Here is a 26618-nt window from a genome sequence, read left to right as displayed (position 1 = left end):
GTTGGCGCCTGCCTCCCGGCCAGGCGGCCCCCGGCCTCGACGCCGGCGGGCGCTGCCAGCATCACGGTCTTCCTCGTGCGGTGTGCCGCGGCCACGGCACACCGACAGGAGACCCGAGATGCTGCAACTCTTCCCCTTCGCGGCCGGCATTGCCGCCGGCGCACTCGCCGTGCGCTGGCTGCAACGCCGCCGCGCTCCCGAGGCCCGGCCCGAGGCGCCGGCCGTCGAACCCGCGGCTGCGCCGGCGCCCGAACCGGCACCCGAACCCGTCGCCGCCCCGGCTGCACCGGCCAGGACGCCGCGCCGCCGCACCCGCAAGACCGGGGACACGGCGTGAAACGCCAGCGCATCGCCGCCGCCGACGGCAGCTTCACACGCGGCTTCGTCGCCGCCGCCTGCCTGTCGGCCTTCCAGGACCGGCCCGGTCTGGACGCCCGGCGTGTGCTGCGCCACGCGCTGCAAGGCGGCGCCGCGCTGACCGCCGGCACACAGGCGGCGCGCTCGCTGCAGCGTGGCCAGTGGGGCGGCGCGCTCGCCGCCGTGGCCGCCGGTGCGGCGGCCGTGCAACTGATCGAAACCCTGCTCGGCGAGGCCGGGCGCGAGGAGAAGGAACTTGGCTAAGAAGTCGAAGAAGAAGGCGAAGCTGGCCTGCGCCGGCTGCCCGGCCTGCGGCTGGAACGGCGGCAACACGCCCGCCAACGCCAATGCCGGCAACGGCGGTGGCCTGTTCGGCAACCTGCCGTCGTGGATCCCGGGCAACCCGGCGCAGCAGCAGTTCCTCGTCGGCCTGGCGCTGGGCGCCGGCGCGGCCTGGGTGCTGGGCGACGAAGACCGGCGCGCGGCGCTGCTGAAGACCGCGATGAAGCTCTATTCCGGCCTGGCCGGCGGTTTCGAGGAGCTGAAGGAACAGGCGGCGGACATCCGCGCCGAGATGGTCGCCCAGCTGCACCGGGAGCCGTGAGCCCCGGCCGCTGGATCGCGGCACTGGAGCCGGCACACGCCTGCGCCGGCCGTGTGCGCTGGCGCTACCGCGTCGAACGCGGCGGCGCGCTGGACACCCGCTCGCTGCGCCGCGCCGCCGAGGCCTTGCGCGGCGTGCGCGAGGTTCGTGTCAACGCCGCGGTGCGTTCGCTGGCGCTGTCTTACGACCCGGCGCTCACCGACGCCGCGACACTCGCGTCGCAGCTGCTGGCGCTGCCGCCCCCCGGCCGCGCGCCGGCCGCCGGCTGCGCCCCCGAGCCGGCGCTGGGCAGCGTGCTGGCCACCGGGGCCGCGCTGCTGCTCGGGCCGGCGCTGCCGATGTCGCTGCGCGGCCCGGTGGCCGCGGCCAACGCCGTGCCGCTGCTCGGCGAGGCGCTGGACGACCTGCTGCGCGCCGGCATCACCTCGCACGTGCTCGAAGCGGTGGCCGTGGCGATCTCGATCGGCCGCGGCGACCACGTCGCGGCCAACACCACGTCCTTCCTGCTGGCGCTGGGCGAGGCCCTCGAACACTCGATCGAACGCCGCTCCGACGCGCTGCTGTCGCAGCTGCTGCGCCCGGCCGACAGCGAGGTCTGGGTCGAGCGCGAAGGCCGCGAGACGCGTGTCGACGCCGACGCGGTGCAGGTCGGCGACACGGTCATCGTCGCCACCGGCGCGGTGATGCCGGTCGACGGCACGGTGCTCGGCGGCGAGGCGCTGGTCAACGAAGCGACGATGACCGGCGAGAGCGTGCCGGTGGCTCGCCGCCGCGGCGACCACGTGCTGTCGGGCACGCTGGTCGAGGAAGGCCGGCTGCGCGTCTACGCCGAACGTGTCGGCCGCCAGGCGGCGGCGGCGCGCATCGCCGACTTCGTCGCCCAGTCGCTGGAGACCAAGGGCCAGACCCAGCTCGACGCCGCGCGCCTGGCCGACCGCCTGGTGCCGATGGTGCTGGCGCTGGCCGCCGGCACCTGGGCGCTGTCGCGCGACGGCCGGCGTGTCGCCGCGGTGCTGCAGGCCGACTACTCCTGCGCGCTGAAGCTGGCGACGCCGGTGGCCTTCAAGTCGGCGATGGCCGAAGCCGGGCGCAGCGGCATGCTGATCAAGGGCGCACGCGCGCTCGAACGCCTGGCCGCGGCCGACACCTTCGTCTTCGACAAGACCGGCACGCTGACCACCGGCCGGCTGCTGGTCACCGACACCGTCGCACTCGACCCGGCGCTGACGCCGGCCGACCTGCTGAACCTGGCCGCCTCGGTCGAGGAGCACTACTTCCACCCGATGGCGCTGGCCGTCGTCGAAGCCGCGCACCGCCTGCCCGAACGCGAGCACTTCGACCACGCCGAGGTCGAGTTCATCGTCGCCCACGGCGTCGCCAGCGAGATCGACGGCCGGCGGGTCGTCGTCGGCTCGCGCCACTTCATCGAGGACGACGAAGGCATCGCCGTCGCGCCGCACGCGCCGCGCCTGCAGGCGCTGGAGGCCGACGGCAAGACCCTGCTCTACATCGGCTGGGGCGGCACGCTGATCGGCGTGCTGGCGATGCGCGACCAGCTGCGCCCGGACGCCGCGGCCACCGTCGCGCGGCTGCGCGAGCTGGGCGTGCGCCGCATCGTCATGCTGACCGGCGACCTGCCCGAGCGCGCGCGTGAGACCGCCGCGGCGCTGGGCCTGGACGACTACCGCGCCGGGCTGATGCCCGAGGACAAGGCGGCGGTGCTGCACGAGCTGGCCGAGTCGGGCGCACGCATCGCCTTCGTCGGCGACGGCGTCAACGACGGCCCGGCGCTCAGCGGCGCGCACGTCGGCATCGCGATGCAGCGCGGCGCCGACGTCGCCCGGCTGGCCGCCGACGTCGTGCTGCTCGAGGACCGCATCGGCCACGTCGCCGACGCCAAGGCGCTGGCGCTGGCCACGCGTGCGCTGATCGACAGCAACTTCCGCCTGACGATGGGGCTCAACACGACGATCCTCGGCGCCGCGGCGCTCGGCGCGCTGAGCCCGGTGGCGGCGTCGATGCTGCACAACGGCAGCACGATCGCGATCCTGCTGCGCGCGCTGGCCGGCGCCGGGCTGCCGCGCGCGCGGCGCCGCAAACGCTGATCAGCGCAGCAGGCTGCGGCGGTGCATCGCCAGGTGCACACCCAGCAGGCCGAGGAAGACCGTGCCGGTGGCGACGTGCGCGCTCTTGGCGCCGGCCGCGGCCAGCGCCAGCGAGCCGCCGAGGCTGGCCAGCATGCCGAGGTTGTTGGCGCGGGCGAGCTGGCGCCGGCGGCTGGCACGGCGCGGCGGCGCGGGCACGGCGGCGGGCGCCGCGGTGGCCGGTGCCGCCAGCCACGGCGCGACGGCGTCCAGCACCTCGCGGCACATCAGCGCCTCGCCGACACGCGTGCCGTCGTACTCGACGACGATGCTGCCGGCCGCCGCGTTGGCGCGCAGCGTGCGCAGCGCCGGCAGCGTGTCCAGCCGCGCCAGCACCGCTTCGCGCAGCGCATCGCGGCGCAGCCGCGCGTCGCGCAGGCGCAGGCGCCCCGGCAGGGACGAGACGATCGGAGCGTGGTGGGCGGTGTGCATGGTCGGTTTGTACGGCCTGAAGGCGCGCGGACGGCTCGTTTGTGTCAAGGCCGGCGCCCGAGGCTCGATCGGCGGCCGTCGAAGCTGCATAATAAGAATAATTCCTATTTAACGCACCTCAGACCAGCCGCCGCCAGTCTCCTGCCCGCCGGTGCCGGGCCCCGTCAGACGAGAACGGCCGTGCTGGAGCGTCACTACCGCGAACTGCTGAACTTCCTCGCCGGCCTGGTCGGCGACCGCCATGCCGCGGCCGACCTGGCCCAGGAGAGCTACGCCCGCGTGCTCGGGCTGCAGCAAGGTGGCCAGGCCGTGCTGGACGGCCGCGCCCTGCTCTACCGCACGGCGCGCAACCTCGTCGTCGACCGCCACCGCCGCGCCGCGCTGCGCCGCCACGAGGCGCTGGACGAACTGGCGGAGGACGAGCACCCGAGCGCGCCGCCGCAGTCGCGGCCCGACGAGGCGCTGGCCTCGCGCCAGGACGTGCAGGCCTGCCTGGCGGCGATCGAGGCGCTGCCGCCACGCTGCCGCGAGGCCTTCGTGCTGCACGTCTTCGACGAGCTGAGCCAGGCCCAGGTCGCTGAACGCATGGGCATCTCGGTCAGCATGGTCGAGAAACACGTCGCACGCGGGCTGCTGGCCTGCCGTGCCGCGCGGGCCGGGGGGTGAGGGAAACGGGCCGTTCGTGCGTCTACGGTCACGAGGACTGCCCGATGCCACCACCGCCCGACGCCCCGCCGCCCGCGCCCCACGACGACGCCGCGGCGCGCTGGGCCGTGCGCCGGCGCAGCGGCCTGGACGGCGACGGCCGCCGCGCGCTGCAGGCCTGGCTGGACGCCGACCCGCGCCACGCACAGGCCCTGGCCGAACTCGAGACGACCTTCGAGCACGTGGCCGCGCTGCCGGCCGACGAGGTCGCACGGCTGCGTGCCGGAATCGTGCACGTCTCGCCGGGTGGCCCGCCGCCAGCCGTGCCGCCGCGCCCGGCGCGGCGGCTGCAGCGGATGCTGGGCGCGGCGCTGGCGCTGGCCACGCTGGGCGTCGGCTGGACGGCCTGGGACCGCTGGTCGCGGCAGCCCCGCTTCGAGCAGCACTACGCCACGCAGCGCGGCGAGCAACTCACCGTCACGCTGCCCGACGCCGCGACCGACGGCAGCCGGGTGCGCCTGGACAGCGCGACCCGGCTCGACGTGCGCCTGTACCGCGACCGGCGCGAACTGCGGCTGCACGAGGGCCGCGCGGCCTTCGCCGTGCACGCCGACGCGCGGCGCCCGTTCCACGTGCGGGCCGGCACGCTGGACGTCGTCGTCACCGGCACGCGCTTCACGGTGCGCCACACGCGTGCGGGGCTGGACGCCGGGCTGACGGTGGTCGAGGTCGAGGAAGGCCGGGTGCGCGTGACGCCGCAGGCCGGCGCCGCGCCGGACGCGGTGGTCGAGCTGCACACCGGACAGCGGCTGAGCTCCGGCGGCGACGGCAGGCCCGGCCCGGCGCGGCCGCTGAGCAGCGCCGACGCGGCCGCCTGGCGCGAAGGCCGCATCGCCTTCGACGGCGTGCCGCTGGCCCAGGCGCTGGCCGAGTTCGAGCGCTACGGGCCCACCGGCGTCGTCGTGCGCGACCCGGCGGTCGGCGCGCTGCCGGTCGGCGGCAGCTGGCGTGTCGGCGACGCCCGGCGCTTCGCCGAGACGCTGCCCGAGCTGCTGCCGGTGCGGCTGCGGCCGCACGACGGCGTGCTGGAGCTCGTCGCGCATCCGGCACGGCCGCTCCGACCGGGTCACACGAGGTAACGCGAAATATTCTCATTCGTGACGTGAGGGTTCGCGGCGGCCGTGCGTCTGCATCGGCAGGAGCGGGGCGGCCATCCGGCGCCCGGCCCAGAAGACACCGCAAGAGGACTCTCCGATGCGCCGAGCGCGATTCACCCCTGCCCCCCTGGCCCTGGCGGCCGCCGCCGTCGTCCTGAACCTGGCGACCTCCGTGCCCGTGCACGCCCAGACCGGCGCCACCGCGGCCGCGCCGCTGGCGCTGGAGCTGCCCGCCCAGCCGCTGGGCCAGGCGCTCAACGAACTGGCCCGCCGGGCCGACCTGCAACTCAGCTTCCCGGCCGATGCCGTCGCCGGACGGACGGCGCCCGCGGTTTCGGGCCGGCTGACGCCGGAACAGGCGCTGCAGCGTCTGCTGGCCGGCAGCGGCCTGGCGGCCGACATCGACGGCAGGCGTGTGGTCGTCAAGCCGGCCGACGCGGTGCGCGAGTCGGCGCTGCCGGCGGTGAAGGCCAGCGCCGGCGCGCTGGCCGGCGACCTGCCGGCGCCGCATGCCGGCGGCCAGGTCGCGCGCGGTGCGCGCGTCGGCGCGCTGGGCAACCTGTCGGTCATGGACACGCCGTTCAGCACCATCGCCTACACCGCCGAGCTGATCGCGCAGCAGCAGGCGCGCACCGTGGCCGAAGTGCTGGGCAACGACCCGGCGACACGTTTCACGACCTCGGCCGGCCACGCCTACGAGAACTTCCGCGTGCGCGGCTTCGACGTCAACGCCGGCGACCTGGCGATCGAGGGGATGTACGGCCTGGCGCCGGTCGGCCACTCGCCGGTGGAGGCCCTGGAACGCGTCGAGCTGCTGAAGGGCCCGAGCGCGCTGTTCAGCGGCATGCCGCCGGGCGGCGGCGTCGGCGGTGTCGTCAACCTGGTGCCCAAACGCGCCGGCGACGAGCCGCTGACGCGTGCGAGCTTCGGCCTGCAGTCCGACTCGCAGGCCGAACTCGCGCTCGACCTGGGGCGGCGCTTCGGCGAGCACAAGCAGTGGGGCCTGCGCGTCAACACCGCCTACGCCGACGGCGACACGACGCTGGACGAGCAGAGCAAGAAGCGCGAGTTCCTGTCGGCTGCGCTGGACTTCCGCGGCGAGGCGCTGACGGCCACGCTGGACGCCTACACCAGCACCGAGAAGTTCGACGGCGGCACGCCGGCGATGTACTGGTTCGCGACGACCGACATCCCCGGCGCGCCGGACCCGAGCACCAACCAGTTCCGCAACGGCTGGGGCGAGCTGAAGAGCCAGGCCGTCATCGCACGCGCCGAGTACGCGATCCACGAGCAGCTCGATGCCTTCGCCGGCGTCGGCCGGCGCGAGCACGACTACGCCGGCTTCATCAACGGCACGCACGCGCGCCAGATCGCCGCCAACGGCGACTACAGCGGCCGCATGGTCGGCCAGCGCGGCTACAGCGACACCGTCTCCGCCGAGGCCGGGCTGCGCGGACGCTTCGCCACGGCCGGCGTCCGCCACGAGCTGGTGCTGCACGCCACGCGGCTGGATCAGGAGGACGGCTCGGCGGTCAACATGGCCAGCTTCAGCTCCAACATCTATCGCCCGATCACGCCGACGATGGTGGCCGTGCCGGGCACGGCGCCCAAGACCGGCGAGACGACGCTGGACAGCCTGGCGCTGGTCGACACCCTGTCCTTCCTGGACGACCGCCTGCGGCTGACGCTGGGCGCTCGCCACCAGGGCGTGGAGACCCGCAGCTTCAACCCCGCCGGCGCGGTGACCGCGCACTATGACAAGAGCGCGCTGACGCCGGCCGTCGCCGTCGTCGCCAAGCCCTGGGGCCAGGACGTCTCGCTGTACGCCAACTACGTGCAGGGGCTGAGCAAGGGCGACACCGTCAGCGCCGCGCTGAACGGCGGCAAGGAACTGGTCTTCGCGCCGTACAAGACCGAGCAGAAGGAGCTCGGCGTGAAGTGGACGACGGGCCGCTTCACCAACACCGTGAGCCTGTTCGAGATCGGCAAGCCGGTGCTGGTGACCACCGGCGATCCCTTGGCGCCGACCTACAGCGACGACGGCGAGAAGCGCGTGCGCGGCGTCGAATGGAGCACCTTCGGCGAGCCGATGGCCGGTGTGCGTGTGCTCGGCGGCATCAGCTACAACCAGGGCAAGCTGACCCGGACCGCCTTCGGCCAGAACGACGGCCACGACGCCGTGGGCACGCCGCGCTGGCAAGGCAACCTCGGCGCCGAATGGGACACGCCCTGGCTGCAGGGCCTGACGCTCAGCACGCGCCTCACGGCCACCGGCGAGCAGTACCTGGACCAGGCCAACACCCAGCGCATCCCCGGCTGGAGCCAGATCGACGTCGGCGCGCGCTACGCCACCGAGCTGATGGGGCGGCCGACGCAGTGGCGCCTGGGCGTCAACAACCTGTTCGACCGCCACTATTACGCCGGCAGCTTCAGCGACAGCACGCCGATCGCCACGCTGGGCGCCAAGCGCAGCGTCGCGGCCTCGGTGACGGTGGACTTCTGAGCGCCGTGCACGCGACGACCCCGAAGCGCGCGCTCGCCGGCCTGGCGCTGGTGCTGGCCGCCGGCGCCGCGCCGGCGGCCGACACGCCGGTGCAACTGCCCGGCGCACGCCAGTTCGACATGGCGGCCGAGGGCAGCGGGCCGCGCTACCGCATCTTCGTCTCCGAGCCCGACGCGCCTGCGCCGGCCGCGGGCTATCCGGTGCTCTACGTGCTCGACGGCAACGCCGCGTTTCCGGTGGCCGCCTTCCTGGCGCGTTCGGTGGCCTCGCGGCGCGAGGTCACCGGGCAGGCGCCGCTGCTCGTCGTCGGCATCGGCTACCCCGGCGACGCCGACTTCGACGTCGCGGCGCGCCGGCGCGACTACACCGTCGGCGTGGCCGAGCCCGGCGCCGCCGGCCGCGAAGGCGGCGCCGAGCGCTTCCTCGACTTCGTCGAACGCGAACTGAAGCCGCGCATCGCCGCCCGCCACCCGGTCGACACGCAGCGCCAGGCGCTGTTCGGCCACTCCTTCGGCGGCCTGCTGGTGCTGCACGCGGCGTTCACGCGGCCGGCGAGCTTCACGACCTTCGTCGCGTCGAGCCCGTCGATCTGGTGGAACGGCCGGCGTGTGCTCGACGGGCTGCAACAGCCGCCGGCGGCCGTGCCGCGGCTGCAGCTCAGCGTCGGCGCGCTGGAGGACACGCCGCCGCCGGGCCGGCTGTCGCCCGAGCGGCTGGCGCTGCTGGCCGAACGTTCGATGGTCGGCGAAGCGCGGGCGCTGGCCACGCGGCTGCAGGCGCTGCCGGCCTGGCAGGGGCGCTTCGCCTTCCACGAGTTCGACGGCGAGAACCACGGCTGGGTGTGGCTGCCGGCGCTGTCGCGCGGCCTGCAGTTCTTTCTCGACCAACCCGCGGCGCCGGCCTCCGGCGCACGCCAGGAGGACGCTTCATGAGTTTCACGCTCGCGGGACTGGCCGCCACGCTGGCCGGCAGCGCCTGCCTGTACCTGGCCTCGCCGCACCAGCAATGGCGCCGACGGCCCTGGCCGGCAGGCCCGGCACGCGCCGCCGCGGCGGCGCTGTGGTGCCTGGCGCTGGCGGCGATGGGCCAGGCCCTGCAGCCGCTGGCCGCGGCCTTCTGCTTCGCCACCGCCTTGATGCTGAGCCTGACGCTGCCGCCCTACCTGGGCGCGCTGCGGGCCGCCTACCGGAGCCCCGGCGATGGCCCGCGCTGACACGATGCGCCGCGACTGGCTGGCCAAGACGCTGGCCGGCAGCCTGCTCGGGCTGACGCTGGCGCTGGGCTGCAGCGCCATCTTCGACGTGCTGGCCGCGGCGCTGCCGCTGCCGGTGCGCGCCCAGCTCGCGATGTGGATGGTGGCGCCGATCTGGCTGGGCACGCTGTCGGGCTGCTACTTCTTCGCCGACGGCTGGCGCGCCTGGCGGGGTCTGGCCCTGGCCAACCTCGCCGTCTTCGGTGCCTGGGCGCTGCTGCGCCAGTTCCTTGCCTGATCCCGCCATGCGAGCCGAAGTCCTGCGCATCTACAAGTCGGTCCACACCTGGACCGGCATCGTCTCCGGCATGGCGCTGTTCATCGCCTTCTATGCCGGCGCCCTCACCGTCTTCAAGGAGCCGCTGGCACGCTGGGCGAGCCCGCCGGCGCAGCAGGCGGCGGTGCCGCTGGAGCGTGCGCAGGAGCTGATCCTGCGCACGCTGCAGGCCGAGCCGGCCGCCGCACGCGGCTTCACGCTGCATCTGCGCGACACCGAGAACGTGCCCGGCCGGCTGAGCTGGACAGTGCGCGACGCCGAGGCCGACGACCACGACCACCGCCACCTGCGCCACTTCGTCGCCACGCTGGACGCCGAGGGCCGGGCCGTCACCCAGCCGGCCGCGCCGACGCAGCTCGGCCGGTTCATCGACGTGCTGCACCGCGTCGTCGGCCTGCCGGTGGACAACGACCCCAACCGCTGGGTGATGGGCGTGGTGTCGGCGCTGTACGCGCTGGCGCTGGTGTCCGGCGTCATCGTGCTGCTGCCGTCGCTGGTCAAGGACTTCTTCGCGCTGCGCGTCGGCCCCAACCTCAAGCGCATGTGGCTGGACGCGCACAACGTCGTCGGCATCGTCAGCCTGCCGTTTCACTTCGTGATGGCGCTGACGGCGGTGGTCTTCGCCTTCCACGACGGCCTCTACGCGCTGCAGGACCGGCTGCTGCACGAAGGCCGGCTCGCCACCGCCTTCCAGCGCGCGCCGGCCGCCGACGGCGCCGCCCCGCGCGACGCGGCGGCGATGCGCCCGCCGGCCGAGCTGCTGGCAGCGGTCGCGCAGGTCGCGCCGGGCTTCGTGCCGACGGCGATGCAGTACCAGCAGCCCACCGGGGCCCGCGCCGCGGTGCGCGTCTGGGGCCAGGACGAGAGCGCGGTGGCCCCGCGCGCGCATGGCGGCTTCGTCGTCGTCGACCCGTACAGCGCGCGCATCGTCGGGCGCGAGGCCCTGCCCGGCCAGCAGTCGGCGCCCAACACCGTCATCAGCAGCATCTTCGCGCTGCACATGGCCTCGTTCGCCGGCGACCCGGTGAAATGGCTGTACTTCGTGCTCGGCCTGGCCGGCGCCTGGCTGTTCTACAGCGGCAACCTGCTGTGGATCGAGAGCCGGCGCAAACGCGGCGCCGAGCCGCCGCGGCGCACGCGCTGGATGGCCGCGGCGACGATCGGCGTCTGCCTGGGCAGCGTCTGCGGGATCTCGGCGACGATCGCCGCGGCCAAGTGGCTGCCGGGGCTGGTCGACGACGTCGGCGCCGGCCACCGCTGGACCTACTACGCGGTGTTCTTCGCCGCGATCGGCTGGGCCTTCTGGCGCGGCAGCGCACGCGGCTCGGTGCAGCTGCTGTGGGCGGCCGTCGTGCTGACGGCGGCGATCCCGGCCAGTTCGCTGCTCGGCGCGCTGGCGCCCGGGCTCGGCCCCTGGGCGCCGGCCTCGGGCGCGGCGCTGGCGGTCGACCTGACGGCCGCCGCCGGGGCGGCGCTGCTGGCCTGGATGGCGCGCGCCACGGCGCGGCGCGTGCACCACGGGCCGGCGCCCAGCGTCTGGGCGGCGTCACAGGCGGCGCCGACGGCAGCGCAGGTCCCGGCGACGGCGGGGCGCGAGGGCTGAAGACGAGCCGGCCCTGCCGCGCCCAGGCTCCGCAGGGCTGCCCGGGTTCACTCCCGTCCAGACAGAACCCAGCCCAGGATCCATTCGCCGCCCCAGGCCCAGGCCATCAGCAGCAGGCCGGTCGTGACCACGAGGGCCACCCCCGACATCAGCAGCCCCAGGATCACGGCAACCCCGTCGCGAAACACCAGCCCCAGGCCGATGAACATCAGCGCGACGGCCGGCAGCAGGTTGCCGAACGGAATCGGCATCACGACGATGGCGGCCATCGAGCCGACGGCGAGCGCCGTCGCCGATCGCCGGCCGGCGAGCGCCAGGTGGCTCCATCGGGTCCTGGCACAACGGCCCGCCACGGCATAGGCCGACGCCAGCCCGACCAGCACCCGCCGGGCCCAACGAAGCGGCAGTTCGAGCTCGGCCACCCGTTGCGGCAGACACGGCGCACCGTGGCCCCGCCACATGGCGACCGCCAGCGCCGCCATCCCCACGCCGAGCACCGTGCCGACACCGGGCACCGGCAGCAGACAGGGCATGGCCAGCAGAAGCAGCAGCGTGCCGTGGGCGTCAGGCCCGTGGACCTGCGCCATCGTGCGCATCGACACACGCTCCTCCTGGAGGGCGGCGGCGGCATCGCGCAGCCGCTGCACGATCGGCGGCGTCATGCGGACTCGGCGACCGCGGGCTGCCCGCGGGTCTTCCACAGCGACACCAGCACGCCGCCGGCGATCAGGCCGAAGGTCACGCTCAGCGAGATCACCGCCGGGACCTTGCCGACGATGCCCACCAGGAAGATCTTGCTGCCGATGAAGACCAGCACCAGGGCCAGCGCGTACTTCAGGTACTTGAAGCGGTGGATCATCGCCGCCAGCGCGAAGTACAGCGCCCGCAGGCCCAGGATGGCGAAGATGTTGCTGGTGTAGACGATGAAGGGGTCGGTGGTGATGGCGAAGATCGCCGGCACCGAGTCGACCGCGAAGATCAGGTCGACGAACTCCACCAGCACCAGGGCCAGGAACAGGGGCGTCGCGAAACGTTCCAGCCGGCCCGTCGCGGGGTCGGTCTCGCGCACCCAGAAGGCGTTGCCACGCAGCCCGTCGGTCACGCGCATGTGCCGCTTCAGGAACTTCAGCAGCGGGTTGTTCGCGATGTCCGGCATGTGGTCGGCGATGACCCACATCTTGATGCCGGTGAAGATCAGGAAGGCGCCGAACAGGTACAGCACCCAACTGAACTGGCTGACCAGCGTCGCCCCCAGGCCGATCATGATCGCGCGCAGCACGATCACGCCCAGGATGCCCCAGAACAGCACCCGGTGCTGGTACTGCCGCGGGATGGCGAAGAAGGTGAAGATCAGCGCGATGACGAAGACGTTGTCCATCGACAGCGACTTCTCGATCATGAAGCCGGTGTAGTAGTCCATCCCGCTCTGCGCACCCAGGTACCACCAGACCCAGGCGCCGAAGAGCAGCGCCACGCCGATGTAGCCGGCGGACAGCAGCAGGCTCTCGCGCACGCCGATCTCGTGGTCGTCCTTGTGCAGGACGCCGAGATCGAACGCCAGCAGCGCGATGACGATGCCGACGAAGGCGAGCCAGACCCACGCGGGCTTGCCCATGAAGTCGGCGGTGACGAAAGGAAGCAGGACGTCCATGGCGGATTGATTCGAGTGGATGCTGCCGAGGCGAGCGTGGCGCCTGCGCGATCAGCGCGACACCAGCGAAGGCCCGCCGCTCGGGCCGTTGCCGCCGCGGCTGCGGCGCTGCCAGAGCGTGATGAGCAGGTGCAGCCCGGCGCCCAGCAGCAGCAGGAGAACGCCGCCGAAGGCCCAGGTCACCCAGGCCAAGACGGTCAGCCCGCCCGCCAGGGCAGGCGCAGCCTGCAGCAGGCTGTCGACCAGCGGCCCGAGCCCCGCCAGCATCTGGGTCAGCGCCTGCACCGTCTGCGACGGCAGCCACGCGGCCAGCCAGTGCGGCAAGGCGATGGTGCCGACGCCCGAGGCAACACCGGAGAGCTCCCCCGCGTTGGAGACGGACCAGACGGCGACGGCGTGCAACGCCCAGGCCGCCAGGGACCACAGCGCCAGCAGCGAGGCGACGGCAAACCAACTGAGAACGTGGAACATGGCGGGCGGACGTTGGAGTGATCGGACGGCGGAAGTGTGGGGATGCTCCAAGTTCGAACAAACCAGAACGAAGCGAACCTATATTTCGGTTTTCCGGAATCGGAGGTCGCATGCTGAACTACCGCCATCTGCACTACTTCTGGGTCGTCACCAAGGAAGGCGGCTTTGCCCGGGCCGCCGAGCGGCTGGACATGGCCGTGCAGACGATCAGCGCGCAGGTACGCGAACTGGAGAAGGCCCTCGGCCATCAGTTGCTGAAGCCTGCGGGCCGCGGTGTGGCGCTCACCGAAGCCGGCCAGGCCGCCTTCGCCCGCGCCGAGGAGATCTTCCAGCTGGGCCAGGGCATTCCCGACGAGGTGCGAGAGGCGGCCAGCGGCAAGGTGGCCCGGCTGACGGTGGGGCTGTCCGACGGGATCTCGAAGCTGGCCGCCCATGCGCTGCTCGAGCCCGTGCTGGGCACCGCCAACCTTCGGCTCGTATGCCACGAAGGCGAGATCGAGCAGTTGCTCGGCGAACTGGCGCTCCATCACCTGGATGTGGTGTTCGCCGGGCAGGCGGCACCGCGCAACCCGAACCTGCGCCTGACCAGCGAGAAGCTCGTCGATTCGACCGTCGAGTGGTACGGACCGGCGAAGCTGGTCGGCAGGACCGAGCGCGAGCGCTTTCCGCACAGCCTCAACGACCTGCCCGTGCTCCTGCCGACGGGGCATTCGGCGCTGCGCACGATGCTGGACCACTGGTTCGAGACGCAGGGCCTGCGGCCGCGCATCGTCGGCGAGTTCGAGGACAGCGCGCTGCTGGCGGTCTTCGCCGCTCGCGGCCTGGGCGTGTTCCCGGTCAGCCGGCTCGGTGCGGACGACGTCGGCCTGCTGCGCGGTCTTCGCCCGCTGGGCCGCAGCGACGGCGTGAAGGAGGAGATCCACGCCATCCGCTCGCGCCGCGGCCAGCACCACCCCCTGGTGATGCAGGTGCTGGCCGCGGCTCGCTCTTGAACCCGTGCTGATCGGACCGGATCAGGCCGCTTCGCGCTGGGCCGGGTTCGAGGAGCCCGGCCCCTCCCCATCGAGCAGATTCCAATGGCGGCGCGCGGCCTCGACCACCATGGACTCCCCGTCGGCCAGGTGGCCGTCGGCCCGCGCCGCGGCCAGGGACAGGCGCAGCACCGTCCTCTGCAGCACCGGGTCCGAAATCTCGGCCATCAACGACGCCAAGGCGCTGTCGTCGACGTTGCCCATCAGCGACCCCGTCTCGTACCCGCCCGCCAGCAGTTCTTCGCACAAGGTGTGAACGATGTGCGGCAGGAGTTGGGGCTCCAGCCCGAGTTCGCTCTCCGCGCCCAAGCGCTTGAGGATGTCGAACTCGGAACTGCACACGTGGCCGTCGGAGATGAGCACCAGCGCGACGATGCGCGCCGCGGCTTCGGGGCTGTTGTGGGGGTAGCTGCGCACGGCAAGTCTCCGTTGAGATGGTCCTGTCCGGGTTGTCGATCGGGCTTCCGGACTCAATCGTCCCGACCGAGACTGCGCCGGCCCGGCACGAGGGCGGCGAGTGGCAGGAAGAGCTTCACGGCGGGTGACTCCGGGAGTGATGGCAGAGAGGAATGTGCGCCCGCCGAAACTTCGAAAGAAGCAACGATTCAGGAGCTTCAACTCAGGAAAAAACGAACCCAACCGACCATGGAGCCAGGTGTTGTCAGGGTGTGTCCCGGGTCAACCGCTCTGCGAACGAAATGCCGATGGCGGAAAGCACGAACATGAAGTGGATGACCGCCACCATCGTCACGACCTGGATGTTCTCCAGGCTCAGATCGCCACTCAGGTACGTCTTCAAGGCATGCACGCCGGATATCGAGATGATGGCGAACGCGAGCTTCAGCTTGAGGTTGTACGTGTTGACGTGGTCCAGCCAGTCGGGCTTCTTCATGTCCTTGGTGTCGAAGTGCCCCGTGGTCACGAACAGCGACACGCCGGCGAGCGCCACCACCCAAACCAGCTGCGCCACCATCGTCATGTCCACCAGTTCGAGCACCTTGATGATCAGGTCGATCTTCTCGAGCTCTCCGAACAGCAAGGTGCTCATGAGCTTGTAGGTCTCGAGCAAGAACTTGCCCAGGACGCCCAGGATGATGGTGACCAGGCCGGCGTAGAAGAACAGCATGGTGAACCGCATGCCGTAGAGCAGCGAGCCGACGGCCGAGAGCACTTTTTCCATGGTTGGATACCTTGAGACCCAGCGGAGGGTGACGTCGAACAGCGGGCCTGCCGCAGTTCTCCGGGCCAGGACGGCCGGCCGGCAGAGACAGGCTGCGGCAGACGATCTCAGTCGTGGCGCGGCAGATCGCCGAGGCCGGTGTGCTCACCCTCCTTGCGATCGACGTCCGGGGCGGCGTGCAGCGCGAGCCGGCGCGCCCCGCCGGCCGACACGGCCGGTGGCCGCCGGAAGACGCGGACGCCGCCATTCAGCAGCTTCGCCGAGCCGGGCGGACCGGACCGAACCCGGGAGTCCGTGGCGAACTCCGTTCGGACGGCATTGGCGGGTCGAGTGTTGGGCATCCGGTGCTTCTCCAAAAGATGGCGTTCCGAAGGGCTCTCGTCCTGCAACGCGAGCCGGGTGACGCCAACGAAGCCCGAAGTCTGCGGCCGAATGCCGGTTCAACGTTCAGGTTTAGCCGATGTTCTCGTTCTTGAAATTCTGATTTTCCAGAACCTTCCGGCACCCGGCTGTTTCTCTGCCCCGCAAGCGATGGAGCTCCGCACGCAAGTGCCGGCCTGGCGGTGGCCACGACGGTGGGCGACGAGCCGGCCAGCCTCGCCGGACGCGCATGGCGGCTCGTGTCCGAAGCCTGGGTGCGCGAAGCCAGGTTCTGAGCGCGCGCCAAGCCCACCCCGGTCGAGGCGCGACGCGCCAGCCCAGCGGCGACGCCGCGCGGCGTCCCGGCGCCTCGACCGCCTTGATGCGCCCGCCAGCGCCGAGCGCCCGGGCAAGCCGAGTCCTCGCCAGTGAGGTGCGGCGGTCAGCCCCGCACACGTCCGGGAACGCCTGCGGATCCTCCCGACTCACGGCCCGCGCGCTTGCAGGCGCGCGGGCCGTGATGAGGCAGGAAGACGTTCGCAGGCACGAAGTCGGTTGACCACGCGTCCCGGCCCTAGCGCTTGCAAGCGCTAGGGCAATGACGAGGCGTGAAGACGTGCGCAGGCACGCAAGGCTCTGGCCGCGCACCCCTGCCTTCGGGCTTGCAGGCGCGAAGGCAGTCACGAGGCGACAGGACGCGCGCAGGCGCGAAGTCGGTTGACCACGCATCCCGGCCCTAGCGCTTGCAAGCGCTAGGGCAATGACGAGGCGTGAAGACGTGCGCAGGCACGTCTTCACGTCCGCGTCATTCCCATTCGATCGTCGCGGGGGGCTTGCTGCTGACGTCGTAGGTGACGCGGTTGATGCCGCGGACCTCGTTGATGATGCGGCCGGAGACCTTCTTCAGCAGCGCGTACGGCAGCTCGGCCCAGTCGGCCGTCATGAAGTCGCTGGTCTGCACGGCGCGCAGCGCGACGACGTAGTCGTAGGTGCGACCGTCGCCCATCACGCCGACGCTCTTGACCGGCAGGAAGACCGTGAAGGCCTGGCTGGTCAGGTCGTACCAGGTCTTGCCGCTGGCTTCGTCGCGGAAGTTGCGCAGCTCCTCGATGAAGATCGCGTCGGCGCGGCGCAGCAGGTCGGCGTACTCCTTCTTCACCTCGCCGAGGATGCGCACACCCAGGCCCGGGCCCGGGAACGGGTGGCGGTAGACCATGTCGTGCGGCAGGCCTAGCGCCACGCCGAGCTCGCGCACCTCGTCCTTGAACAGGTCGCGCAGCGGCTCCAGCAGCTTCAGGCCCAGCTGCTCGGGCAGGCCGCCGACGTTGTGGTGGCTCTTGATCGTCGTCGCCTTCTTGGTCTTGGCGCCGCCCGACTCGATGACGTCGGGGTAGATCGTGCCCTGGGCGAGGAAGGTCGCGCCCTTGTGGCCCTCGGTGCCGGCCTTCAGCTTGGCGGCCTCGGCCTTGAAGACGTCGACGAACAGGCGGCCGATGATCTTGCGCTTGGCCTCGGGGTCGGAGACGCCGGCCAGTTCGCCGAGGAACAGCTCGCTGGCATCGACGCGGATCACGCGCGCGTGCAGCTTGCCGGCGAACATGTCCATCACCATGTCGCCTTCGTTCAGGCGCAGCAGGCCGTGGTCGACGAAGACGCAGGTCAGCTGCTCGCCGATGGCGCGGTGGATCAGCGCCGCGGCGACGCTGGAGTCGACACCGCCGGACAGGCCGAGGATGACCTCCTCGTCACCGACCTGCTCGCGGATGCGCGCCACGGCTTCCTCGACGTGGTCGCGCATCACCCAGTCGGGCTTGGCGCCGGCGATCTGCAGCACGAAACGTTCGAGCAGCGCGCGGCCCTGCACGGTGTGCGTGACCTCGGGGTGGAACTGCACGGCGTAGTAGCCGCGCGCCTCGTCGGCCATGCCGGCGATCGGGCAGCTCGGCGTGCTGGCCATCAGCTTGAAGCCCGGCGGCAGCGCGGTGACCTTGTCGCCGTGGCTCATCCAGACCTTCAGCATGCCGTGGCCTTCGGCCGTGGCGAAGTCCTGGATGCCGTCGAGCAGCCGGGTGTGGCCGTGGGCGCGCACCTCGGCGTAGCCGAACTCGCGCGTCTTGCCGCCTTCGACCGCGCCGCCGAGCTGCGCGGCCATCGTCTGCATGCCGTAGCAGATGCCCAGCACCGGCACGCCCAGGTCCCACACCGCCTGCGGCGCGCGCAGGTCCTCGGCCTCGTAGGTGCTGGCGTGGCTGCCCGACAGGATGATCGCCTTCGGCGCGAACTCGCGCACGAAGGCGTCGGAGACGTCGTTCGGGTGGATCTCGCAGTAGACGTGCGCCTCGCGCACGCGACGTGCGATCAGCTGGGTGACCTGCGAACCGAAGTCGAGGATGAGGATCTTGTCGTGCATCGTCGGGCTCTGAAGCGAAGAAGGCCCGCCGCGCGCACCGCGTCTGGCATGACGGGGCGGCGAGGCAGGCGGGAGTCGGTCACGCGGCGTGGGTGGCCAGCCGCGCTCGGCGCTGTTTGCGGAAATGGGCGATCGCGAAGGCCAGCGCCAGGGCCTGCAGCACCGCCGAGAAGAACATCGGCGTGCCGATGCGCCAGTCGCCCTGCGGCAGGTGCGACACCAGGCCCAGCAGCGGTGCCGCCAGCGTCGGCGCCACCACCGCCATCAGGCTGTTGAGCGAGCTCACCGAGCCCATCGTCTGGCCCTGGTTGTCGTGCTGCGCCGCGCCCGACACCAGGCCCTGCAGCGCCGCGGTGATCGTGTTGCCGAGGATGTTGGCGGCGATGACGACGTACATCATCCAGCCCTCGGTGACGAGGCCGAAGGCGACGAAGGCCAGCGTCGACGACAGCAGCCCCAGCACCGCCAGCCGCGGCGCACCGAAGTGCTTCAGCAGCCGGCCCAGCAGCCCGCCCTGCACGATCGCCGAGACGACGCCGATCGCGAACAGCGACCAGCCGTTCTGCGTCGGGCCCCAGCCGAACTTGAAGGTCGTGTAGAGCACCCAGGTCGTGTACAGCGAGAACTGCGCCAGCGCGGCGCAGGCGAGCACGACGACGAGCAGGCCGACGCCCTTGAGCTGCGCCAGCTCCTTCAGCGCCGACAGCGGGTTGGCGCGCTTCCAATGGAAGGGCCGGCGCTTGTCCAGCGGCAGCGATTCCGGCAGCACGAAGTAGCCGTAAGCCAGGTTGATCAGCGCCAGCGAGCCGGCGACGAAGAACGGCAGGTGCGGGTCGATGCCGCCGAGCAGGCCGCCGATCACCGGCCCCAGGATGAAGCCGATGCCGAACATCGCGCCGAGCATGCCGAAGCGCTTGGCACGCTCCTGCGGCGGCGTGATGTCGGCGACGTAGGCGTTGGCCACCGCGGCGTTGGCCTGCATCGCGCCGCCGACGATGCGCGACGCGACCAGCATCCAGATCGACGTCGACAGCGCGGTGACGAAGAAGTTGAACGCCAGGCCGCAGAAGCCCAGCAGCAGCACCGGGCGGCGGCCGTAGCGGTCGGACAGCGCGCCGAGGATCGGCGCGCCGATGAAACACGCCACCGCGTACGAGAACGCGACGACGCCGTACCAGTAGGTCTGCTCCGCCGGGCTGGTGGTGAAGACACCGACCAGCGCCGGCAGCACCGGCGAGATGACGCCCACCGCCAGCATGTCGATGAGCACGACCAGCATGATGAAACGCATCGCTGCCGGCCGGCCGCCGGGGTGCACCGGCGCGGGGGACGTCTCGGGACCGCTCATTCCATGCGGTAGTTCGGCGCTTCCTTCGTGATCTGCACGTCGTGCACGTGGCTCTCACGAATGCCGGCGGCGGTGATCTCGACGAACTCGGCCCGGCTGGCCATCTCCTCGACCGTCGCGCAGCCGCAGTAGCCCATCGAGGCGCGCAGGCCGCCGGCCATCTGGTAGACGATGGACAGCATCGAGCCCTTGTACGGCACGCGGCCCTCGATGCCCTCGGGCACGAGCTTGTCGGCGTTGGGGTTCGCGGACTCGTCGTTCTCCTGGAAGTAGCGGTCGGCCGAACCGGCCTTCATCGCCCCGATCGAGCCCATGCCGCGGTAGCTCTTGTAGCTGCGGCCCTGGTAGAGGATGACCTCGCCCGGCGCTTCCTCGGTGCCGGCGAACATGCCGCCCATCATCACCGTGCTGGCGCCGGCGGCGATGGCCTTGGCGATGTCGCCCGAGTAGCGGATGCCGCCGTCGGCGATCAGCGGCACGCCGCTGCCGCGCAGCGCGGTGGCGACGTTGTCGATCGCGGTGATCTGCGGCACGCCGACGCCGGCGATGATGCGCGTCGTGCAGATCGAGCCCGGGCCGATGCCGACCTTGACGGCGTCGGCGCCGGCCTCGACCAGCGCCAGCGCGGCAGCGCCGGTGGCGATGTTGCCGCCGATGACGTCGACCTGCGGGAAGTTCTTCTTCACCCAGCGCACGCGCTCGATGACGCCGGCGCTGTGGCCGTGCGCGGTGTCGACGACGAGCGCGTCGACGCCGGCCTTGACCAGCAGTTCGACCCGCTCCTCGGTGCCCTCGCCGACGCCGACGGCAGCGCCGACGCGCAGCTTGCCGTGGCTGTCGCGCGCGGCGTTCGGGAAGTCGGTCTGCTTGGTGATGTCCTTCACCGTCATCAGGCCGCGCAGCTCGAAGGCCTCGTTGACGACGAGCACGCGCTCGAGCTTGTGGCGGTGCATCAGCGCCTTGGCCTCGTCCAGCGAGGCTTCCTCGCCGACCCAGACCAGGCGCTCGCGCGGCGTCATGACCTCGCGCACCGGGGCGTCCAGACGGGTCTCGAAACGCAGGTCGCGGTTGGTGACGATGCCGACGACCTTCGGGCCCTCGAGCACCGGGAAGCCGGAGAAGCCGTGCTGGCGCGAGAGCTCGCGCACCTCGCGCACCGTGGTCTCGGGCGTCACCGTGATCGGGTCGCGCAGCACGCCCGACTCGTAACGCTTGACGCGCGCGACCTCGGCCGCCTGCTGTCGGGGCGTGAGGTTCTTGTGGACGATGCCGATCCCGCCCTCCTGCGCGATGGCGATCGCCAGGCGCGCTTCGGTCACCGTGTCCATCGCTGCCGAGACGAGCGGCAGGTTCAGGGCGATGTTGCGGGAGAGACGGGTCTTGAGGCTGGTGTCGCGGGGCAACACCTGGGAGTACGCCGGCACCAACAACACGTCGTCGAAGGTGAGCGCTTTGCCGAGTAGGCGCATGCTGAGGGGAGCTCCAGACGCAAAAGCGGATTATAGGTAGGAGTCGACACCCTCCGCCGGAGTCGCGCTTGCGTCAAATGCACGCGCCGCCGGGCGCACTACACTGCCCCGATGCCGATCGCCCGTCCGTCCCCGCTGCTGCCGCTGGCCGTTGCCGCCTGCCTGCTCGCCCTGGCGGGCAGCGCGCAGGCGCAGTGGATCTGGCGTGACCGCAACGGCCAGATCACCGCCAGCGACCTGCCGCCGCCGCGCGAGGTGGCCGACAAGGACATCGTCCAGCGCCCGTCGAACGCCCGCCGCCCGCTGCCGCCGCCGGCGGCCGCCAGTGCCGCATCGGCACCGGCCGCGCCCCGGGTCGACCCGGTGCTCGAGCAGCGCCGCCGCGCCGCCGAGCAGGAGCAGCAGGCCAAGCTCAAGACCGAGCAGGAGCGCGTCGCTCAGGCGCGCGCCGAGAACTGCCGCCGCGCCAAGGCCCAGCTCGCCGGGCTGCAGAGCGGCCAGCGCATCGCGCGGCTCAACGAGAAGGGCGAACGCGAGATCCTCGACGACAAGGGCCGCGCCGAGGAGTCGCGGCGCGCCGAGGGCATCATCGCCTCGGACTGCGAATGACGCGGCGTCAGCGCGTGCCGCGGTAACGCAGCCGGCGCGCTTCCTTCGGGTCCACCGTCAGCGGCCGGTACAGCTCGACACGGTCGCCGTCGCGCAGCACGGTCTGCGGCGGCTGCACGCGGCCCCAGATGCCGGCGTCCAGCGTCTCGGCCACGAGGCCGTGGCGTTCGGCCAGGCCGCTGGCGTGCAGCGCCTCGGCCAGCGTCGCGCCGTCGGCGAGTTCCAGCTCGACGCGGTCGACGGCGTGCGGCGCCGGGCAGTAGACGACTTCGACGCGCATCACGAACCGGGCGCGCTCAGCGTGCGCCGTAGACCGATTCGGCGCGTTTGACGAAGCAGTCGACCAGCGTGTTGGCGACGCGGTCGAAGACCGGGCTGACCACCGCCTCCAGCGTCTTGCCGGCGAAGGCGTAGCGCAGGTCGAGCTCGACCTTGCAGGCCTGGGTCTCGCTGCCCGGCCGGCCGAGCGGGAGGAACTGCCAGGTGCCTTCGAGCAGCGAGAACGGCCCGTCGACGAGCTTCATCAGCACGCACTCGGGCGGCGTGTTCTCGTTGCGGGTGGTGAAGGCGTGCTTCACCCCCATGTAGTGCATGCCCAGGCGCGCGGTGACGCCGTCGTCGTGCGTCTCGAGCACGTCGGCGCGGTCACACCAGGGCAGGAACTGCGGGTAATGGGCGACGTCCGTCACCAGGTCGTACATCTCCCTCGGGGAGTACCACAGCAGGACCGACTTCTTCACGTGCTTCATACAATGCTTCGATTGTAGGGGGCCACCCCTTCACGACGACTCCATGGCCAACATTGCAGAAAACCGCCGCGCCCGATTCGAGTACCACATCGAGGAGCAGTACGAAGCCGGCATCGTGCTGTCGGGCTGGGAGATCAAGGCCATCCGCGCCGGCCAGGTGCAGCTCACCGACGGCTACGTGCTGATCCGCGACGGCGAGCTGTTCCTCATCGGCTGCCGCATCAACGCGCTGCGTTCGGCGTCCACGCACGTGCTGCCCGAGCCCGACCGCACGAAGAAGCTGCTGATGAAGAAGGACGAGATCCGTCGTCTCGTCGGCAAGGTCGAGCAGAAGGGCTTCACCCTCGTGCCGCTGAACCTGCACTACAAGGGCGGGCGGGTGAAGGCCGAGATCGCGCTGGCCAAGGGCAAGGCCCAGCACGACAAGCGCGACACCGAGAAGAAGCGCGACTGGGAACGCGAGAAGGGCCGGCTGATGCGGCACAAGGTGTCGGGGCCGGCGAAGGACTGAGGCGGCCGCTGTCGGCTTCGTTCAAGACGCCGGCTGCAGCCTGGCGCAGCATCGGGCTTCCAACTGCATGCCCCGCACCATGAAGCTCGCCTACACCATCCTCTACGTCGACGACGTCGCCCGCAGCCTCGCGTTCTACCGCGCCGCATTCGGCCTCGAGCAGCGCTTTCTGCACGACAGCGGCGACTACGGCGAACTCGACACCGGCAGCACGACGCTGGCCTTCTCGGCGCGCCGATTGCTGCGCGAGATGGGCCACCACCCGCAGCGTGCCGACGCCCAGGCGCCGTGTTTCGAGATCGCGCTGACGACCGACGACGTCCCGGCCGCGATGCAGCGCGCCGTCGAGGCCGGCGCGAAGCCGATGCAGGAGCCGCGGCAGATGCCCTGGGGCCAGACCGTGGCCTACGTCGCCGATCCGGAAGGTTTCCTGATCGAGCTCTGCACGCCGGTCGCGCCTCAGGCTTCTCAGGCGTAGCCGGGTTCGGCCAGCACGGCCAGCAGATCGGCACGCCGTCGCAGTGCGGCCGGTGTCAGGCCGAACCAGCCGCGCAGTTCGCGCGTCATGTGCGCCTGATCGGCGTAGCCGTGCTGCCCGGCCAGGTCGGCCAGCGGCACGCCCTCGGGCAAGGCGCGTGCGGCGCGCCGGGCACGCGCCAGGCCGTGCCAGTAACGCGGCGGGCGGCCGGTCGCCGACTGCAGCAGGCGCTCCAGCGTGCGCTCGCCGACACCGAGCTGGCGCCGTGCCGGCAGCACACCGTCAGCCGCGGCCAGCGCCTGCAGCGCCTCGTCGAGCCGGGTGTCCAGCCGCACGTGCTCGGCGATCAGCGCCAGCGCCTCGGTTTCGTCGCGCTCCGGGCGCGCTTGCAGCGCCGCGAGCAGCGGCGCTTCGGCGATGCAGGCCGCCGGGCGCAGGCGGAAACCGACGAAGCGGTCGCCGGCTTCGCTGCGCACCGTGTAGGCGCCGGTCGGCAGGTCGGAGACGAACCAGACCGGCCGCGCCCCGCTGGGGCAGGACAGGATCAGGTCGCGGCAACCGTCGGGCATCACCGTCGCATCGACGGGCTCGACGGCCAACGATCGCCAGCAGGCCAGGACCGCCGGCGCCTCCATGCGTCAGCCCGCCAGTGCGGCCAGCGCCTGCTCCAGATCGGCCTTCAGGTCGGCCACCTCTTCGAGGCCGATCGAGAAGCGCACCACGGTGCCGTCGTAGGCCGGCCTGGCGCGCATCTGCTTCAGGTCGTAAGGCACGACCAGGCTCATCGGCCCGGCCCACGAGTAGCCGATGCCGAACAGCTGCAGCGCGTCGACGAAACGGTCGACCTGGGCGCTGGTGAAGCGCGGTGCGACGACGACCGAGAACAGCCCGGCCGCGGCGCGGCAGCTGCTCTTCCAGTGCTCGTGGCCCGGCGCGCCGGCCAGCGCCGGGTGCAGCACACGCGTGAACTCGGGCCGCGTCGCGCACCAGGCGGCAAGCTCGCGCCCGGCCACGTCGGCGGCGTGATAACGCAGCGAGAGCGAGGGCAGCGAACGCAGCATCGCCTCGGCGTCGTTGGCGCCGACGCCGTAGCCCAGCCGGCCGTGCGTCATGTGGATGCGGTCGGCCAGCTCGGCGTCGCGCGTGACGACCGAGCCCATCAGCACGTCGCCGCCGCCCGAGGGGTACTTGGTCAGCGCCTGCATGACGACGTCGATGCCGAGATCGAAACCGCAGAACGCGAGGCCGGCGCCCCAGGTGTTGTCCAGCGCCGTCGTCACGCCGCGTTCGCGGCAGACGGCGACCAGCGCCGGCAGGTCCGGGAACTCCATCGTCACCGAGCCCGGCGCCTCCAGCCAGACGAGTTTCGTCGCCGGGCCGATCGCCGCGGCCAGCGAGGCCGGGTCCATCGGGTCGTAGAGCTTGTGCGTGATGCCCCAGGCGGCCATTTCCCGCCGGGCCAGTTCACGGCTCGGGCCGTAGACGTTGTCGGGCAGCAGCAGCTCGTCGCCGGTCTTCAGCAGCGCCATGTTCACCAGCGCGATCGCCGCCAGCCCGCTGGGCACCAGCACGCAGTGCGTGCCGCCTTCCAGCGTCGCGATGCGTTCTTCCAGCGTGAAGGTCGTCGGCGTGCCGTGCAGGCCGTAGGTGTAGCCGTTGCGGTGGCGCCAGTCGCGTGCACGCATCGCCGCGACGTCCGGGAACAGCACCGTCGAAGCCTTGTGCACGCCGACCTGCGGCGCGTCGAAGCCGGCCGGCGGACGGTACGGATGGTGGATCAGCTTGGTGGTCATGTCGGGTTGACGGTGCTTGGCGAATTGTCGTCCCTTGGAGTCGACGCAGACACCGGCCGCATGCCTCAGGCGCATCAAGCTGCCGCCGTGGGCCGGCTCTGCCGGACCACTGGCGGCGCCCCCTGGGGGGAGCGCCGAAGGCGCTTCGGGGGGGTCAGACTGCCATCGCGACGAGGTCATGGCCTTCGGCGGCGACGATGCGCGCGCGCACGAACTCGCCGACCTTCAGCGTGCGCGAAGCCTTCTGCGGCGGCAGCAGGCGCACGGTGCCGTCGATCTCGGGCGCGTCGGCATAACTGCGGCCGACGCCGCCCTTGCGGCCCAGCGCCGGCGCGTGGTCGACCAGCACCTGCATCGTCTGGCCGACGCGGCGCTGCAGCCTGGCCACCGACACCGCCTCGGCGACTTCCATGAAACGCGCGCGGCGTTCCTCGCGCACCGCGTCGGGCAGCGCGCCCGGCAGCTCGTTGGCCGGGGCGCCGGCCACCGGCGAGTAGGCGAAGCAGCCGGCGCGGTCGATCTGCGCTTCGGCGAGGAAGTCCAGCAGCGTCTGGAACTCGGCTTCGGTCTCGCCGGGGAAACCGGCGATGAAGGTCGAACGCACGACGAGCTCGGGGCACAGCTCGCGCCAGCGAGCCAGGCGCTCGAGATTGCGTTCGCCACTGGCCGGGCGCTTCATGCGCTTCAGCACGTCCGGATGGGCGTGCTGGAACGGCACGTCCAGGTACGGCAGGATGCGCCCTTCGGCCATCAGCGGCAGCACGTCGTCGACGTGCGGGTACGGATAGACGTAGTGCAGCCGCACCCAGGCGCCGTGCGCCTCGGCCAGCTTCGCCAGCTGCTCGCAGAGGTCGGCGAAACGTGTCTTCACCGGGCGGCCGTCCCAGAAGCCGGTGCGGTACTGGGCGTCGACGCCGTAGGCGCCGGTGTCCTGGCTGACGACGAGCAGCTCCTTGACGCCGTTCTCGAACAGCGCCTTGGCTTCGCCCAACACCTCGCCGACCGGGCGCGAGACCAGGTCGCCGCGCATCGACGGGATGATGCAGAAGCTGCAGCGGTGGTTGCAGCCTTCGCTGATCTTCAGGTACGCGTAATGGCGCGGCGTCAGCTTGATGCCGGCCTCGCCGCGGAACTCGGCGCGCACTTCGGGCACGAGATCGACGAAGGGGTCGTGCGGCTTGGGCACGTGGCGGTGCACCGCGTCCATCACCTCCTGCGTCGCATGCGGGCCGGTGACGGCCAGCACCTTGGGGTGCACCTGCTGCACCATGTTGCCGCCGTCGTCGCCGGCGCGCGCACCGAGGCAGCCGGTGACGATGACGCGGCCGTTCTCGGCCAGCGCCTCGCCGATCGTGTCCAGGCTCTCCTTGACGGCGTCGTCGATGAAGCCGCAGGTGTTGACGATGACGAGGTCGGCGCCGGCGAAGGACTTCGAAGTGCGGTAGCCCTCGGCGGCGAGCTGGGTGAGGATCAGCTCGGAGTCGGTCAGCGCCTTGGGGCAGCCCAGCGAGGCGAAAGCGACGGTCGGAACGGTTTCTTGCATCGGCGGATTTTCCCAAATCCGCCGGGGCCCCGGCCGTGAAC

At 71.8% G+C, this 26618-nt stretch carries 30 protein-coding genes; 15 read left to right on the top strand and 15 right to left on the bottom strand.

From position 1 onward, the window contains the following. The first annotated feature begins 118 nt into the window (after positions 1–118). From G5B56_RS02375 to G5B56_RS02360, 4 genes are read left to right on the top strand one after another with little or no spacing between them, the layout of a single operon-like run. The gene (locus G5B56_RS02375; protein ID WP_164962197.1) at positions 119–337 is read left to right on the top strand and encodes a hypothetical protein; all 219 of its coding nucleotides are present in this window, start codon (positions 119–121) and stop codon (positions 335–337) included. Beyond that, positions 334–621 carry a hypothetical protein gene (locus G5B56_RS02370; RefSeq protein ID WP_009857179.1) on the top strand — a complete coding sequence of 96 codons (288 nt, stop codon included), beginning with the start codon at positions 334–336 and terminating at the stop codon, positions 619–621. Before G5B56_RS02375 ends, G5B56_RS02370 begins: the two co-directional genes overlap by 4 nt. Continuing rightward, the gene (locus G5B56_RS02365) at positions 614–961 is read left to right on the top strand and encodes a hypothetical protein (RefSeq protein WP_164962196.1); all 348 of its coding nucleotides are present in this window, start codon (positions 614–616) and stop codon (positions 959–961) included. The genes G5B56_RS02370 and G5B56_RS02365 overlap by 8 nt, the downstream gene beginning before the upstream one ends. After that, positions 958–3066, top strand: a complete 2109-nt coding sequence (locus tag G5B56_RS02360; protein ID WP_240920624.1) for a heavy metal translocating P-type ATPase — start codon at positions 958–960, stop codon at positions 3064–3066. The genes G5B56_RS02365 and G5B56_RS02360 overlap by 4 nt, the downstream gene beginning before the upstream one ends. Here G5B56_RS02360 and G5B56_RS02355 read toward each other — a convergent pair whose 3' ends face one another. Beyond that, positions 3067–3537, bottom strand: a complete 471-nt coding sequence (locus tag G5B56_RS02355) for a hypothetical protein (RefSeq protein ID WP_164962195.1) — start codon at positions 3535–3537, stop codon at positions 3067–3069. It abuts the gene before it with no gap. Positions 3538–3717: 180 nt separating this feature from the next. On the opposite strand from G5B56_RS02355, the gene G5B56_RS02350 reads away from it, so the two are divergent. The 7 genes from G5B56_RS02350 to G5B56_RS02320 all read left to right on the top strand — a co-directional run bounded on the left by G5B56_RS02350 (position 3718) and on the right by G5B56_RS02320 (position 10974). Next, the gene (locus tag G5B56_RS02350; RefSeq protein WP_164962194.1) at positions 3718–4203 is read left to right on the top strand and encodes a sigma-70 family RNA polymerase sigma factor; all 486 of its coding nucleotides are present in this window, start codon (positions 3718–3720) and stop codon (positions 4201–4203) included. 44 nt (positions 4204–4247) lie between these two features. Then, positions 4248–5321 (top strand): FecR family protein, encoded by a 1074-nt coding sequence (locus G5B56_RS02345; protein ID WP_164962193.1) that lies wholly within the window; start codon positions 4248–4250, stop codon positions 5319–5321. Between the two features lie 115 nt (positions 5322–5436). Continuing rightward, positions 5437–7842, top strand: a complete 2406-nt coding sequence (locus G5B56_RS02340; RefSeq protein ID WP_164962192.1) for a TonB-dependent receptor — start codon at positions 5437–5439, stop codon at positions 7840–7842. Positions 7843–7847: 5 nt separating this feature from the next. Further along, positions 7848–8774, top strand: coding sequence for an alpha/beta hydrolase (locus G5B56_RS02335; RefSeq protein ID WP_164962191.1), 927 nt, complete (start codon positions 7848–7850; stop codon positions 8772–8774). After that, positions 8771–9055 carry a hypothetical protein gene (locus G5B56_RS02330; protein WP_009858138.1) on the top strand — a complete coding sequence of 95 codons (285 nt, stop codon included), beginning with the start codon at positions 8771–8773 and terminating at the stop codon, positions 9053–9055. The genes G5B56_RS02335 and G5B56_RS02330 overlap by 4 nt, the downstream gene beginning before the upstream one ends. Beyond that, complete coding sequence (locus G5B56_RS02325; protein WP_009858139.1) at positions 9042–9332, top strand: hypothetical protein; 291 nt, start codon at positions 9042–9044, stop codon at positions 9330–9332. The genes G5B56_RS02330 and G5B56_RS02325 overlap by 14 nt, the downstream gene beginning before the upstream one ends. A gap of 7 nt (positions 9333–9339) precedes the next feature. Further along, complete coding sequence (locus tag G5B56_RS02320; RefSeq protein WP_164962190.1) at positions 9340–10974, top strand: PepSY domain-containing protein; 1635 nt, start codon at positions 9340–9342, stop codon at positions 10972–10974. 47 nt (positions 10975–11021) lie between these two features. Here G5B56_RS02320 and G5B56_RS02315 read toward each other — a convergent pair whose 3' ends face one another. From G5B56_RS02315 to G5B56_RS02305, 3 genes are read right to left on the bottom strand one after another with little or no spacing between them, the layout of a single operon-like run. Then, positions 11022–11636 (bottom strand): exopolysaccharide biosynthesis protein, encoded by a 615-nt coding sequence (locus G5B56_RS02315; protein WP_164962189.1) that lies wholly within the window; start codon positions 11634–11636, stop codon positions 11022–11024. Then, positions 11633–12625 carry a TerC family protein gene (locus tag G5B56_RS02310; protein WP_164962188.1) on the bottom strand — a complete coding sequence of 331 codons (993 nt, stop codon included), beginning with the start codon at positions 12623–12625 and terminating at the stop codon, positions 11633–11635. Before G5B56_RS02310 ends, G5B56_RS02315 begins: the two co-directional genes overlap by 4 nt. A 51-nt stretch (positions 12626–12676) precedes the next feature. After that, positions 12677–13096, bottom strand: a complete 420-nt coding sequence (locus G5B56_RS02305) for a hypothetical protein (protein WP_164962187.1) — start codon at positions 13094–13096, stop codon at positions 12677–12679. 110 nt (positions 13097–13206) lie between these two features. Between G5B56_RS02305 and G5B56_RS02300 the strand changes: the two genes are divergently transcribed. Continuing rightward, entirely contained in the window at positions 13207–14088 is an 882-nt protein-coding gene (locus G5B56_RS02300; protein ID WP_009858143.1) for a LysR family transcriptional regulator, read from the top strand. A gap of 21 nt (positions 14089–14109) precedes the next feature. Here G5B56_RS02300 and G5B56_RS02295 read toward each other — a convergent pair whose 3' ends face one another. The 6 genes from G5B56_RS02295 to guaB form a co-directional block, all read right to left on the bottom strand. Beyond that, positions 14110–14544, bottom strand: a complete 435-nt coding sequence (locus G5B56_RS02295; RefSeq protein ID WP_164962186.1) for a TerB family tellurite resistance protein — start codon at positions 14542–14544, stop codon at positions 14110–14112. Between the two features lie 244 nt (positions 14545–14788). Then, the gene (locus G5B56_RS02290; protein ID WP_164962185.1) at positions 14789–15307 is read right to left on the bottom strand and encodes a YqhA family protein; all 519 of its coding nucleotides are present in this window, start codon (positions 15305–15307) and stop codon (positions 14789–14791) included. Between the two features lie 107 nt (positions 15308–15414). Next, positions 15415–15648, bottom strand: a complete 234-nt coding sequence (locus G5B56_RS02285; RefSeq protein WP_138938885.1) for a hypothetical protein — start codon at positions 15646–15648, stop codon at positions 15415–15417. Between the two features lie 824 nt (positions 15649–16472). Further along, positions 16473–18077, bottom strand: coding sequence for a glutamine-hydrolyzing GMP synthase (guaA, locus tag G5B56_RS02280; RefSeq protein WP_009858147.1), 1605 nt, complete (start codon positions 18075–18077; stop codon positions 16473–16475). A 79-nt stretch (positions 18078–18156) separates the two neighbouring features. Then, positions 18157–19356, bottom strand: coding sequence for an MFS transporter (locus G5B56_RS02275; RefSeq protein WP_230247885.1), 1200 nt, complete (start codon positions 19354–19356; stop codon positions 18157–18159). A gap of 65 nt (positions 19357–19421) precedes the next feature. Next, positions 19422–20894, bottom strand: a complete 1473-nt coding sequence (gene guaB, locus G5B56_RS02270; protein ID WP_009858149.1) for an IMP dehydrogenase — start codon at positions 20892–20894, stop codon at positions 19422–19424. A gap of 111 nt (positions 20895–21005) precedes the next feature. Between guaB and G5B56_RS02265 the strand changes: the two genes are divergently transcribed. Continuing rightward, the gene (locus tag G5B56_RS02265; protein ID WP_164962184.1) at positions 21006–21503 is read left to right on the top strand and encodes a DUF4124 domain-containing protein; all 498 of its coding nucleotides are present in this window, start codon (positions 21006–21008) and stop codon (positions 21501–21503) included. Positions 21504–21510: 7 nt separating this feature from the next. Here the strand turns inward: G5B56_RS02265 and G5B56_RS02260 are convergent, their stop codons facing one another. Next, positions 21511–21783: an RnfH family protein gene (locus G5B56_RS02260; protein WP_009858151.1), complete on the bottom strand. Its 273-nt coding sequence runs from the start codon at positions 21781–21783 to the stop codon at positions 21511–21513. Positions 21784–21799: 16 nt separating this feature from the next. Further along, positions 21800–22252, bottom strand: coding sequence for a type II toxin-antitoxin system RatA family toxin (locus tag G5B56_RS02255; RefSeq protein WP_009858152.1), 453 nt, complete (start codon positions 22250–22252; stop codon positions 21800–21802). Positions 22253–22295: 43 nt separating this feature from the next. Here G5B56_RS02255 and smpB point away from each other — a divergent pair, with 43 nt between their 5' ends. After that, entirely contained in the window at positions 22296–22763 is a 468-nt protein-coding gene (gene smpB / locus G5B56_RS02250) for an SsrA-binding protein SmpB (RefSeq protein ID WP_009858153.1), read from the top strand. A 79-nt stretch (positions 22764–22842) separates the two neighbouring features. Continuing rightward, the gene (locus tag G5B56_RS02245) at positions 22843–23241 is read left to right on the top strand and encodes a VOC family protein (RefSeq protein WP_164962183.1); all 399 of its coding nucleotides are present in this window, start codon (positions 22843–22845) and stop codon (positions 23239–23241) included. Here G5B56_RS02245 and G5B56_RS02240 read toward each other — a convergent pair. The 3 genes from G5B56_RS02240 to rimO form a co-directional block, all read right to left on the bottom strand. Next, the gene (locus G5B56_RS02240) at positions 23232–23810 is read right to left on the bottom strand and encodes a helix-turn-helix domain-containing protein (RefSeq protein WP_240920623.1); all 579 of its coding nucleotides are present in this window, start codon (positions 23808–23810) and stop codon (positions 23232–23234) included. The genes G5B56_RS02245 and G5B56_RS02240 overlap by 10 nt on opposite strands. Before the next feature lie 69 nt (positions 23811–23879). Further along, positions 23880–25034, bottom strand: coding sequence for a PLP-dependent transferase (locus tag G5B56_RS02235; RefSeq protein ID WP_164962181.1), 1155 nt, complete (start codon positions 25032–25034; stop codon positions 23880–23882). A 154-nt stretch (positions 25035–25188) separates the two neighbouring features. Then, complete coding sequence (gene rimO, locus G5B56_RS02230; protein ID WP_164962180.1) at positions 25189–26577, bottom strand: 30S ribosomal protein S12 methylthiotransferase RimO; 1389 nt, start codon at positions 26575–26577, stop codon at positions 25189–25191. Positions 26578–26618 lie beyond the last annotated feature (41 nt).

This window comes from Rubrivivax sp. JA1026 (assembly GCF_011065555.1).
GTDB classification, from domain to species: Bacteria; Pseudomonadota; Gammaproteobacteria; order Burkholderiales; family Burkholderiaceae_C; genus Rubrivivax; species Rubrivivax benzoatilyticus.
Note: the sequence above shows the minus strand (reverse complement) of the source record. Positions and strands in the feature narration are given on the sequence as shown.

Excerpts from the sequence above, each read along its gene's own strand:
- G5B56_RS02375 (WP_164962197.1), top strand. The coding sequence starts at position 119 with ATGCTGCAACTCTTCCCCTTCGCGGCCGGCATTGCCGCCGGCGCACTC.
- G5B56_RS02355 (WP_164962195.1), bottom strand. The coding sequence starts at position 3,537 with ATGCACACCGCCCACCACGCTCCGATCGTCTCGTCCCTGCCGGGGCGC.
- G5B56_RS02345 (WP_164962193.1), top strand. The coding sequence starts at position 4,248 with ATGCCACCACCGCCCGACGCCCCGCCGCCCGCGCCCCACGACGACGCC.
- G5B56_RS02340 (WP_164962192.1), top strand. The coding sequence starts at position 5,437 with ATGCGCCGAGCGCGATTCACCCCTGCCCCCCTGGCCCTGGCGGCCGCC.
- G5B56_RS02330 (WP_009858138.1), top strand. The coding sequence starts at position 8,771 with ATGAGTTTCACGCTCGCGGGACTGGCCGCCACGCTGGCCGGCAGCGCC.
- G5B56_RS02325 (WP_009858139.1), top strand. The coding sequence starts at position 9,042 with ATGGCCCGCGCTGACACGATGCGCCGCGACTGGCTGGCCAAGACGCTG.
- G5B56_RS02320 (WP_164962190.1), top strand. The coding sequence starts at position 9,340 with ATGCGAGCCGAAGTCCTGCGCATCTACAAGTCGGTCCACACCTGGACC.
- G5B56_RS02315 (WP_164962189.1), bottom strand. The coding sequence starts at position 11,636 with ATGACGCCGCCGATCGTGCAGCGGCTGCGCGATGCCGCCGCCGCCCTC.
- G5B56_RS02310 (WP_164962188.1), bottom strand. The coding sequence starts at position 12,625 with ATGGACGTCCTGCTTCCTTTCGTCACCGCCGACTTCATGGGCAAGCCC.
- G5B56_RS02305 (WP_164962187.1), bottom strand. The coding sequence starts at position 13,096 with ATGTTCCACGTTCTCAGTTGGTTTGCCGTCGCCTCGCTGCTGGCGCTG.
- G5B56_RS02300 (WP_009858143.1), top strand. The coding sequence starts at position 13,207 with ATGCTGAACTACCGCCATCTGCACTACTTCTGGGTCGTCACCAAGGAA.
- G5B56_RS02290 (WP_164962185.1), bottom strand. The coding sequence starts at position 15,307 with ATGGAAAAAGTGCTCTCGGCCGTCGGCTCGCTGCTCTACGGCATGCGG.
- G5B56_RS02285 (WP_138938885.1), bottom strand. The coding sequence starts at position 15,648 with ATGCCCAACACTCGACCCGCCAATGCCGTCCGAACGGAGTTCGCCACG.
- guaA (WP_009858147.1), bottom strand. The coding sequence starts at position 18,077 with ATGCACGACAAGATCCTCATCCTCGACTTCGGTTCGCAGGTCACCCAG.
- G5B56_RS02275 (WP_230247885.1), bottom strand. The coding sequence starts at position 19,356 with ATGCTGGTCGTGCTCATCGACATGCTGGCGGTGGGCGTCATCTCGCCG.
- guaB (WP_009858149.1), bottom strand. The coding sequence starts at position 20,894 with ATGCGCCTACTCGGCAAAGCGCTCACCTTCGACGACGTGTTGTTGGTG.
- G5B56_RS02265 (WP_164962184.1), top strand. The coding sequence starts at position 21,006 with ATGCCGATCGCCCGTCCGTCCCCGCTGCTGCCGCTGGCCGTTGCCGCC.
- G5B56_RS02260 (WP_009858151.1), bottom strand. The coding sequence starts at position 21,783 with ATGCGCGTCGAAGTCGTCTACTGCCCGGCGCCGCACGCCGTCGACCGC.
- G5B56_RS02255 (WP_009858152.1), bottom strand. The coding sequence starts at position 22,252 with ATGAAGCACGTGAAGAAGTCGGTCCTGCTGTGGTACTCCCCGAGGGAG.
- smpB (WP_009858153.1), top strand. The coding sequence starts at position 22,296 with ATGGCCAACATTGCAGAAAACCGCCGCGCCCGATTCGAGTACCACATC.
- G5B56_RS02245 (WP_164962183.1), top strand. The coding sequence starts at position 22,843 with ATGAAGCTCGCCTACACCATCCTCTACGTCGACGACGTCGCCCGCAGC.
- G5B56_RS02240 (WP_240920623.1), bottom strand. The coding sequence starts at position 23,810 with ATGCCCGACGGTTGCCGCGACCTGATCCTGTCCTGCCCCAGCGGGGCG.
- G5B56_RS02235 (WP_164962181.1), bottom strand. The coding sequence starts at position 25,034 with ATGACCACCAAGCTGATCCACCATCCGTACCGTCCGCCGGCCGGCTTC.
- rimO (WP_164962180.1), bottom strand. The coding sequence starts at position 26,577 with ATGCAAGAAACCGTTCCGACCGTCGCTTTCGCCTCGCTGGGCTGCCCC.